This window comes from Coleofasciculus sp. FACHB-712, assembly GCF_014695635.1.
In the GTDB taxonomy this organism is placed as follows: Bacteria; Cyanobacteriota; Cyanobacteriia; order Cyanobacteriales; family FACHB-T130; genus FACHB-T130.
On record NZ_JACJOQ010000520.1, the window covers coordinates 1 to 9545 of the forward strand.

The following is a 9545-nucleotide window of genomic DNA, read 5'->3' on the forward strand; positions in this document are numbered from 1 at the left end:
GCAAGTAACGTTCAACTGTCTCTGGCAACCTCGTTTACAGGACAGGATTTACTGCTGACGGGGCTTCAGGGTGGAAATCTCGCCTCTTCTGCACCCTTTGTCTTTACCAATATGGGTCGATTATCGACTGAGTTAGAAACTAACAACGACCTGGTTTTGAGCGACCTTTCCTATCGGTTTCCAGTCACGGATAACTTCGGCGTTATTGTTGGTCCGGCTGGTGTTAACCCTGCCAATACATTTCGCGGTATCAATCCTTTAGAAGGTTCGGGAGATGGTTCGATTTCCTTATTAGGTCAGCGCAACCCCATTCTGTCAATTGGCAACGGCACGGGCGGCATTGGATTTGACTGGCAAATTAACAAACGCCTGAGTTTACAAGCCGTCTACAGCGCTGAACTTCCTGACTTTACCAGTAATAGCAGCCAAGGTGGACTATTTGGCGGTAGAACCAGTGCGGGCGTGCAGTTCACCATTGCACCTACAAATAATCTAGATATCGGGTTGCACTATATCTATTCACACTCTCCCGATGGTTTGCTGGGTATCGGCACCGGCGACAATCAACTCATTTCGCCCTTGGCACCGATTATTTCGCCATCGACTTCTTTTGCCTTTAATACTCACGCCGTGGGAGGGACTTTGGCTTGGCGCGTCAACCCTAGATTGACTTTAGGGACTTGGGGAGGGTGGACTTCTTCAGACCCGGTCAATCTTTCGGGTTCTGTGGAAACTACGAATTGGATGTTATTTTCTGCGTTTCCTGACTTGTTTGGTAGAGGAAATTTGGGGGGAATTTTGTTTGGACAGCCGCCGAAAATTACTTCCAGTACCTTGCCGGATGGCTTCAATCTTCCCAACTTTTTGACCAATTTAAGTGGAACGCCGGGAGGGCGTCGTGACACGGCTTTGCACTTAGAACTGTTTTACCGAGCCAGATTGACGGATAACATTTTCCTGACGCCGGGAGTTTTAGTCGTTTTCAACCCCGACCATAATGCGGCAAATGACACGTTAGTCGTGGGAACGATGAGAGCAACTTTCCGGTTTTAAGGAGAAAAGCTAGTAAAAGCGAAAAAGCTCTGATAAATGAAATAACCCGTTGCGGTTTCGGCAAATTTCCCCAGTATATGTGATTGAGTGAGGCACAAACTGGCGGAAGCTTTGCTTTGCCATGATGCGATCGCTCTATTTTTTGGCTAATACCAATCGGAAAGAATATTTATGCGATCGCTATCTTCAAAAACTCAGCTGAGCTTGAGCTTACTGATTAGCAGTAGTTTAACCGCGACGATCGTCGCCTTGGGAGCAGATGGTGCTTTTGCCCAAGTAACCATCAATAGCACTGGCACAGTCACAGGTACCTTTACCCTTCCCCCTGCCAACCCAAATTTCAACCAAAGCACGACTAGAGTTGATACTAATGCCGCAGGGCAATATTTCCGCAACGGCGTCCTCGTCTACACTGCACCCAATCCTGGCTATGTAGGAACCAAAGCCGATGGCACTCATTATGTAGACTTTCGCGGTATTCCCGTTGTCTCCACGAATGGAACGATTACCTCTCCAGTTCTAACTAGCGGCAATCTTCAACCCAAAAAGCAAACCGGGCAAGAAGGAACCACCTTATTTGGCACAATTCAGGATGAATTTGTCGCCAGAGGCTTCTGGGAAGGCGTTGTCACCGATCCAAAAACTGGGCAACAGTATCAAGGTGTATTTGAAATTAGGGGTCAGGGGCCTAGATATAGCGATGCCAACGGAGGCACCAGCCCCACCGTGTTTGATTTTGGATCTGAATACAATTTCGGCAACAACTTGCCCCCTACCGTGCCGAAACCCCTCCCTTCTTTTACTATTCCTGCCGGTGGTATGCCGGTGAAATTACAGGTGAAAGTGCCTGCGAATGCCGTCTTAATTACTCCAACACCTGTCCCAGCGCCAACACCCGCCCCAGCACCCACCTCCTCAACACCCACCCCAGTAACCTCTCCAGTAACCTCCCCAATAACCACCCCAGTATCTGCCCCAGCACCCATTAGCAGTGGCGGTAGTCCAGCCAGTGGAGGAACCCCATCCCCATCCCCATCCGGGGCAAATGTGCCTCCCTCACTCTTCAGCCGCAATGACTCTACTGAGGTTAATCATGTAGTTTTGGAGTCTTCCGCGACAGCCGCAACCAGTTGTACGCCTAATCAAGGCAGCAACTCAACAAGTGTCTCATCTTCTGCCAACGAGCAGACGGCAGGATGCTCGATTGAGCTGACGACATCTGAGCAACCCATTGGGCCTCGGAGTCGAGTGCTGCTGCGTTAATGGAGGGTCTGCCAACGTTAAACGTTAATTAGCTTTGTAGGAACGCACAGCCTTTGCCCCTACAAAGCTAATTGACTAAACGCTTCTAGCCAGTACAGAATCCTCAACTGGCTAGAAGTTGAGAAGGCGTCACGCGCCACAATTGCTCTAGCCGATTTGCTGGCATCGTCAAATACAAAATATCGCCAGCACTAAGGCAAGTTTCCAAAACATCCCAACCGTGAATCGTTTGGCAGTTGGTTTCGATATACAAAGGCACAAAGTCGGCGTCCATTGCCGATTCTTGAACGCGCTTGCCACAAAACGGATGCCCTGGTGTAATCATGGTGGCTAAGGCGATCCAAAGACTATCGCCAGTTATCCCATTACCTAAAATTCGTCCTCCTAAAGCCGCTGCTGCAAAGGAAGGTGCGGCTAATTCAGTCGGACTCAGTACGGCATCAAATTCAAACACCTTTTGGGCTTGGGATGCAAAGTGGGGGTCTTGATTCCGCACCACGACAGCTAATTTGGGTGCAATCCCTTTAGCGCTAAGGGCAATCTCTAAATTCGCCATATCGTCGCTGGTGACAGCTAAGAGGGCGTCTGCCTTGTCTACATTGGCAGCTTTTAGGGTGGCAGATAAACTGGCATCTCCTTGAATCACGGGCACTTTCAAAGCGCGGACGGTGTTGAGAAAGCGATTGTTGGCGTCCCGTTCGATGACAACTACCTCATGTCCGTGGGTATAGAGTTGGTTGACGATTTGAACCCCAATACCACCGAGTCCGCACACAATGTAGTGATTTCGCGCTGGAACTCTTGCGGCGTCCCAAAATTGTTTGAACCGGGTGCCTAAAACAAAATCGTTGAGGAGAGCATAGCAAATCCCGATTACACCAGCACCAAGCAGCATCATCATTGCGGTAAAGATTTTAATGCTGTCGGGTGCGTGTTCTGCGACTTTCTCGTTACCACCGGCACCTGTAATCATGCCAACCGAAAAATAAAGGGAGTCAACCACAGATATTTTTGCATCGACACAAACATAAGTGAGGGTGGCAACAAAAACGGTGATCAGGAGGACTAGGGTAACAACTGCTATCGGTTGACCGTATTGCGGAAACTGTTGGAAGTTGGTCAGGACTTTGAAAAGTTTCGGAAGTACGGGTTTGCCGGAGGTGCGGACGCTGGGTTGGGTACCAACAATTAAGCGATCGCCTGCTTGTAACGGTTGCCCATACACGACGGCAGAAATGAGATCCATCTCACCGTCCACCGGCAAGTAGTAAATCAGCATCCGAGAACGGTCATCCCACAAGTCAGCTAACTTACGACCGATCCAAGGATGCATTTCATTAATATATTCTTCGTGGATCGGCCAAGTTTGGTTAAACAGCCGCAACTGCCCAATCGCTTGGCTTCCCAAGGCGGCAAAGGCAAACACGGGCGCGGCTAGGGCAGCAACGCTCATGGTGACGTGATCTGCAAGCGTCTGGTTAAGGCGATCGCCCAAGCTCGTATTAAATAATCTGTTGATAATCCGAATCCGAGGATTGAGAACTCGTGCCTGAGTAAGAATCGCTAAGTTCAGCGCCTCGTCTTCCCCAGCCAGCACTAATGTGTGGGCTTCCTGAATCCCCGCTGCTTTCAGGGTCGAAGCTGCCCGTAATTCTCCTATTACGACATCATAATCTTCACCAGGAATCGATTCGGCATGGATGCCAATCACGCTCGCTCCCTGCTGTCTTAGCAAGGAAAATATTTTATACCCCGTCAGACCTAAGCCGCAGACAATAATTTTGGGTTTCATCCCGCCTAATCACTGCCTAAATATTCGTGCAATTGAACATTCTTACTGAGTTCCGCTCAAAGGACTGTAGCCGTATACACCGCTAAGACATTGCTTGTCTTCAGGCGGTCGGGATGATCGCTGAATACACCATGCAGGCGATCGCGTTGTGAGTGCGAGATCGTTTCGCTCACATCTTGCACCAGTTGTAATAATCCGCCAATAAAATCCGCCAATGAATCGATTTTATCGTGGGTTTTGGAGCTAATTGAGAACAGTGCAAGATGTCAAACTCACTTCTTTTTTGCACTGTTGTGCGTGTGGATTGCTGGGTACTGCTACCTGTTTTTTTCTGCTTTTACTTGGAAACTTTAGCTCTGTGGACTATTTATGGGTTAGTTTCAAGACTAGGTCTGCCCTTCGAGAGAATTAGCAAACTGGTAGATTAGGTTATCCTAGTAATTAGCTAAAAATTCGCTCGACTGCGTCGTAGTCGATACCGTCAAGTTAGTGGATCTCAAAGGGTGTATCCTCCTTATTCAGATGTTGAGTCATTGAAGTTAAATCAACTCTACAGCTTAGATATACGCTCCGAAAATATGTCTCAAATTATTTATAAAAACATCTGTTAACTCAATGACTTACCACGTAATTTATGACGGCAACTGTAATCTCTGTGTCACCCTTGTGCAATTGCTGGAAAGTTTAGATAAGGGGCAGATGTTTCAATACATCCCGATGCAAGAGATAGAAGCCCTCAAACACTTTGGAGTTACTGCCCAAGATTGTGAAATGGGAATGATTTTGATTGATGCCAATACGCCTCAGAGACGGTGGCAGGGAAGTGATGCGGCAGAAGAAATTGGGCGATTGTTGCCAATGGGCAGCGTATTTGTGGATGCATATCGAGCTTTACCAGGGGTGAAGTGGATGGGCGATCGCACTTACGAACAAATCCGCGATAACCGTTACACCATCTTTGGCAAACGTTCTTCTACTTATCAATCTAGTTACCCAGCTAGTTTTTGTTCTACGGGATGTGTTACTGAATAAGAACTCACAAAAACATTTGGTGGGAAACTGAAAGCGATCGCCCAAACAAGGCAACACCCTAAAAGTGGAGGGGAACCATTAGGATACTCTCGCCAAAGCTTTCCTTCCCCAGGTAGACGCTAGGCAGTAGTTTTCGTTTTTAAAATAATAGTTAGCTATCGCTGTCCTGTTGCGAAAAGTCGCCGCTTAAAAGCTGGTGGCTTGGTTTTACAATTGCTGGCTTGGGGCGGTGATTTAACAAGGGCGGGAAAAAAGCTTTATCAAGGTTTGATCGGGGGGTTATCTACTGCTGTAGCGACTAGCTGCGAAGTAGATTTAGGAGATTTGGGCAATGAACAAGAGATTTACGAATAATCGGGTTGCCGATAGAACAAAGAGCTTTTCCGAAGGATTTTGGAACAGTGGCGGCGCGATCGCATTAGCGCTGCTTGCCATGCTTCTTCCTGGTTGCGTAGCTGTCCAGAAAGAAGCGGCTGCCCCTGAACCTACCACAGCCGTTGAAAAAGTTGCTCAAAACACGGATCAACTGATCGGTCAAACAGTAACGGTCAGTGGCGAAGTTGAAGAAATTATTGGTCCCAAAGCGTTTCAGTTAGAAGACGACAAAATATTCAGTGGCGAAAAAGTGTTGGTTTTGAATGCAGTTTCTGCCACAGTTCCGATCGCTGAAGGTAAGAATGTTACGGTGACAGGGCAAGTTCGTAAATTCGTCCTGGCTGATTTTGAGAAAGAGTACAACTTAACGAATGATTTAAATGTCAAGAAGAAAATGGAAGCCGAATTTGAAGGCAAGCCGGTAGTCATTGCTCAGACAACCCAAGTCATCGAGTAATTCCCTAGGGAATTACCATTCGACTTAAGCGATTTCTTCGCTGTTGAACAGTTCAAATATTTGCCGACAAAAGTGCTTCAGCTTTTCCCCTACTTCAGGCACTGGCTGGGATTCCCCGACAAACTGCCACTCCTCTACGGTCGAGAGTAGCCACTGTTTGCCTTTATGGTCAAAACCTGCTAATTCGACACCGATAGCACGGCGAATCCCGGTCACTGGGTCTTCGTAAAAACGAATCTGTACCAAGATGCTGCGGCTTTGAAATAAGCGACTTCTGCCAGGAAAATGGAAGCCGATATCAATTGAATCCGGATCGACTAACTCTCTAGTATCCGGGTCGTTTGCCCAAGGTTTTAAATCTGCTCTTGCATCAGGAAACTCAGATTTGTAGAGATTGACAACAGCAGCAATCTTACTAGCGACTTGTATGTTTGTGGCCTGTTCAGCTGCATTCACTTCGCTTGGGTTCCCCTAAACTTGCGCGTTTTCAGTTGTTTTGGCGTTTAAATATAACAGGATGTTCTCTATTTCGCAACTTGGTAGAGCATCTTTCTTTAAGTTTATTCATTGACGCGATAAGAATGGTAAATCTGGATACTATACAAGTGCTATTTTTTAAGGTATGTTCAAATAATGGAAATATGTGCGTTTTTTGAACTTGCCCTTAAATTTCCATTATAAAGAATTGAGTAAAAAATAAATATAAACTCCTAATAATATACCAGAAAAAATTGCTAAATTATCATGAAATCCTTGAAATTCTAATATTTCAACAGCGGAATTGTAGATGCAATTTTAACCAGGATACTAAAATTAAAACTTGACTTGCTTTGCCGGAGATTCCCGCTTTTGCGGTAAGCTCAAGCAACCGGGAGATGTGCAGGCAAAGATAGTGTCAACCAATGAGCAATTAATCAAGATCGGTTCCTTGGAATGGTTTTACCGGGAAGAGAATCCGATTGGTAGAAGTGATAACCTGCCAGTTCTGCTGCTGCACGGGTTGCCGTCGCAGAGTTATAGCTGGAGCGGGGTAATGCCCGGATTAGCAGAGAAAGGGTATAGAGCGATCGCGCCTGACTGGATTGGTTTTGGCTTCTCGGCGAAACCAGAGCGGCGGGACTTTGCGTATACACCCGATACCTTCATCAACGCACTAGCAGAATTCATCCAACACCTAGAAATCGAGCGATTCTATCTGGTTGTTCAGGGATTTTTGGGTTCTGTGGGACTCCAGTACGCTCTGCGTCATCCAGGCCAAATCGAGCGCTTGGTTATCCTCAATACACCTGTGGCAACGACTGCCAAGCTGCCTTGGAAGATTCAACAATTGGGTCTGCCTTTTGTCGGCGATATGATGACGCAAGACCCGCTCTTGGTGGACAGAACCTTAGAAGGTGGTAGCCGTTACGTCATCCCAGATAAGGATTTAGACGTTTACCGCCGTCCCTACCTCAAAAGTTCGGATGCGGGGCGAAGTCTCCTGTACACCGTGCGGAATCTCCAGCTTCAGCAGTCGATGGCAGAAATAGAATCCGGTTTTCAAAGCTGGACGCAGCCAACTTTAATTGCCTGGGGGATGAAAGACCCCTGGCTTCCCTTCACTCAAGCGCAACAGCTGGCGAGTTCCATCCAGAGGGCAGAAATCATGAAGATGGAAGAAGTCGGGCATTATCCTCAAGACCATTGGTCGGACAAAGTCAGCGATGCGATTCAAGGGTTTCTGCGTCGTCAGGCAATTGGATAATGGGTGATATCATCTCTTTTTCTCTTCTCCTCTCGCGTTTTCCCGATTTTTCTCTAAAATAACAGGGGAAATTTGATTCATGGTTTCAAAAAATAGCATGATGGCACGTTATCGGTCTATTTTGGGTTTAATTTTGGCAGTGGTAGCCACATTTATGATTAGTTGCGGTAGTGCAACTGCGGCAACGAAATCGGCTCCTACTTACACGGCGGCTCAGATTGAGCAGATTCAGCAATCGCTTCCGGGAATTCAAGAACAGCGCGATCGCCTTAACACATTGCAAACCTTCATCCAACAACGGCGATGGGTAGATGTGGGTACATTTATTCACGGGCCACTAGGAGATTTGCGACGGAATATGAACCGTGTGGCGGATAGCTTGGCTCCTAAGGACAAACAGGCGGCGCGTCAAGCAGCAAAAGATTTGTTCAGCGATCTGGTCAGAATCGATCAGGCTGCGAAAGAGGCGGATTATCAGCAAGCGGTGACAAATTTCCGCTCTGTATTGCAAGAGTTCGACGCCTTTATGAACTTGATTCCGAAGGCATAGCCAATTAAGGGGTAATTGGGAAAAAATTATTAGTCCTGGGTCATTTGTCATGAGTTCGTTGCTACTGACTCAGAATTCAGGGCTGATCGTCATTACCGATTACCCCGTTACCGATTACCCATTTCTCATGCGCTCTTTCTGATGCGCTCTCAGATGAGTCAGGTTGTAATTATTGGATGCGGCGTTGTTGGGGCTGCGATCGCTTATGAACTCAGTCTAATTCCAGGGCTAACAATTACAGTCTTGGACAAGCAACCACCCGCACAAGCCGCCACTGGCGCTGCATTGGGCGTCTTGATGGGCGCGATCAGTCACAAAATTAAGGGCAATGCCTGGAAAATGCGGCAGGCTAGCATCCAGCGCTATGAAACCCTGATTCCAGAGCTAGAAGCGCTTTTAGACCGTCAGATCCCCTTCAACCGCCAGGGAATTCTGATGCTCTGCTTTGCCGGTGAAGATTTATCTCGTTGGGAAAAACTGGTAGAAATTCGCCACACTCAAGGCTGGCACCTGGAAATTTGGGACGCCGCCCAACTCCAGTCTCGCTGTCCTCAGTTGAGTCATGAGATAATCGGCGCGATTTATTCTCCCCAAGATCGGCAACTCGACCCGGTTGCTCTGACTTTAGCGCTGGTTGATGCTGCCCAACGCAACGGCGTTACCTTTAAATTTGGCGTCACCGTCTTAGAAGAGGAAGCAACAAAGACGGACATTCGCCACATTCAAACAACCGCAGGGCAAGTTGATGTTGATTGGTTAATTGTGGCAGCGGGGCTTGGTTCCACCCCACTCACAGCGTCTTTAAAACAACCGATTGATATCCGCCCGGTATTGGGACAAGCGTTGCACTTGCGCCTAGCGCAGCCAATGGGGCGCGCAGATTTCCAGCCGACAATTACAGGCAATGATGTCCACATTGTGCCCATAACGGACACAGAATACTGGGTCGGTGCGACGGTGGAGTTTCCCAGCAATGGGGATGAGATAGTGGCAGATGCAGCACTTTTGGAGAAGGTGAAACAGCAAGCGATCGCTTTTTGCCCAAGTCTAGAGGAAGCCACAATCCTGAAAACTTGGTCGGGATTGCGTCCCCGCCCCGAAGGACGCCCCGCCCCCGTTATCGGTTTTCTGCCCGGTTACAGCAATGTTCTGCTCGCCACAGGTCATTATCGCAACGGCGTTTTACTCGCACCCGCCACCGCCCAAGCGATTCGGGAACTGATTGAGCGATCGCTCAATCAAGATAAATAATCGTCAAACTATGTCTAGTTTTTCTTTT

The 9545-nt window shown here is 47.8% G+C and carries 10 protein-coding genes; 7 read left to right on the top strand and 3 right to left on the bottom strand.

Annotated elements, in window-relative coordinates; genetic code table 11:
* On the top strand, positions 1-1053 hold a 1053-nt coding region (locus tag H6F50_RS17650), incomplete at its 5' end, for an iron uptake porin (protein ID WP_190429702.1).
* 171 nt (positions 1054-1224) lie between these two features.
* Positions 1225-2316: a hypothetical protein gene (locus H6F50_RS17655; RefSeq protein WP_190429703.1), complete on the top strand. Its 1092-nt coding sequence runs from the start codon at positions 1225-1227 to the stop codon at positions 2314-2316.
* 103 nt (positions 2317-2419) lie between these two features.
* On the opposite strand, the gene H6F50_RS17660 is transcribed toward H6F50_RS17655, so the two are convergent.
* Complete coding sequence (locus tag H6F50_RS17660; protein WP_190429704.1) at positions 2420-4108, bottom strand: NAD(P)-binding protein; 1689 nt, start codon at positions 4106-4108, stop codon at positions 2420-2422.
* Positions 4109-4164: 56 nt separating this feature from the next.
* The gene (locus H6F50_RS17665; RefSeq protein ID WP_190429705.1) at positions 4165-4323 is read right to left on the bottom strand and encodes a hypothetical protein; all 159 of its coding nucleotides are present in this window, start codon (positions 4321-4323) and stop codon (positions 4165-4167) included.
* A 400-nt stretch (positions 4324-4723) separates the two neighbouring features.
* Between H6F50_RS17665 and H6F50_RS17670 the strand changes: the two genes are divergently transcribed.
* Both H6F50_RS17670 and H6F50_RS17675 read left to right on the top strand, forming a co-directional pair.
* Positions 4724-5140, top strand: coding sequence for a DCC1-like thiol-disulfide oxidoreductase family protein (locus tag H6F50_RS17670; protein ID WP_190429706.1), 417 nt, complete (start codon positions 4724-4726; stop codon positions 5138-5140).
* A gap of 331 nt (positions 5141-5471) precedes the next feature.
* Entirely contained in the window at positions 5472-5972 is a 501-nt protein-coding gene (locus H6F50_RS17675; protein WP_190429707.1) for a hypothetical protein, read from the top strand.
* 24 nt (positions 5973-5996) lie between these two features.
* Here the strand turns inward: H6F50_RS17675 and H6F50_RS17680 are convergent, their stop codons facing one another.
* Positions 5997-6428, bottom strand: a complete 432-nt coding sequence (locus H6F50_RS17680) for a hypothetical protein (protein ID WP_190411960.1) — start codon at positions 6426-6428, stop codon at positions 5997-5999.
* A 436-nt stretch (positions 6429-6864) separates the two neighbouring features.
* On the opposite strand from H6F50_RS17680, the gene H6F50_RS17685 reads away from it, so the two are divergent.
* From H6F50_RS17685 to H6F50_RS17695, 3 genes are all read left to right on the top strand, one after another.
* A complete protein-coding gene (locus H6F50_RS17685; RefSeq protein ID WP_190429709.1) occupies positions 6865-7716 on the top strand; it encodes an alpha/beta fold hydrolase in 852 nt (283 codons plus the stop codon).
* Positions 7717-7795: 79 nt separating this feature from the next.
* Positions 7796-8266 carry a photosystem II protein PsbQ gene (gene psbQ, locus H6F50_RS17690; protein ID WP_242029085.1) on the top strand — a complete coding sequence of 157 codons (471 nt, stop codon included), beginning with the start codon at positions 7796-7798 and terminating at the stop codon, positions 8264-8266.
* Between the two features lie 153 nt (positions 8267-8419).
* Positions 8420-9517: an FAD-dependent oxidoreductase gene (locus H6F50_RS17695; RefSeq protein WP_190429708.1), complete on the top strand. Its 1098-nt coding sequence runs from the start codon at positions 8420-8422 to the stop codon at positions 9515-9517.
* Positions 9518-9545 lie beyond the last annotated feature (28 nt).

Excerpts from the sequence above, each read along its gene's own strand:
- H6F50_RS17695 (WP_190429708.1), top strand. The coding sequence starts at position 8,420 with ATGAGTCAGGTTGTAATTATTGGATGCGGCGTTGTTGGGGCTGCGATC.
- H6F50_RS17655 (WP_190429703.1), top strand. The coding sequence starts at position 1,225 with ATGCGATCGCTATCTTCAAAAACTCAGCTGAGCTTGAGCTTACTGATT.
- H6F50_RS17660 (WP_190429704.1), bottom strand. The coding sequence starts at position 4,108 with ATGAAACCCAAAATTATTGTCTGCGGCTTAGGTCTGACGGGGTATAAA.
- H6F50_RS17675 (WP_190429707.1), top strand. The coding sequence starts at position 5,472 with ATGAACAAGAGATTTACGAATAATCGGGTTGCCGATAGAACAAAGAGC.
- H6F50_RS17670 (WP_190429706.1), top strand. The coding sequence starts at position 4,724 with ATGACTTACCACGTAATTTATGACGGCAACTGTAATCTCTGTGTCACC.
- psbQ (WP_242029085.1), top strand. The coding sequence starts at position 7,796 with ATGGTTTCAAAAAATAGCATGATGGCACGTTATCGGTCTATTTTGGGT.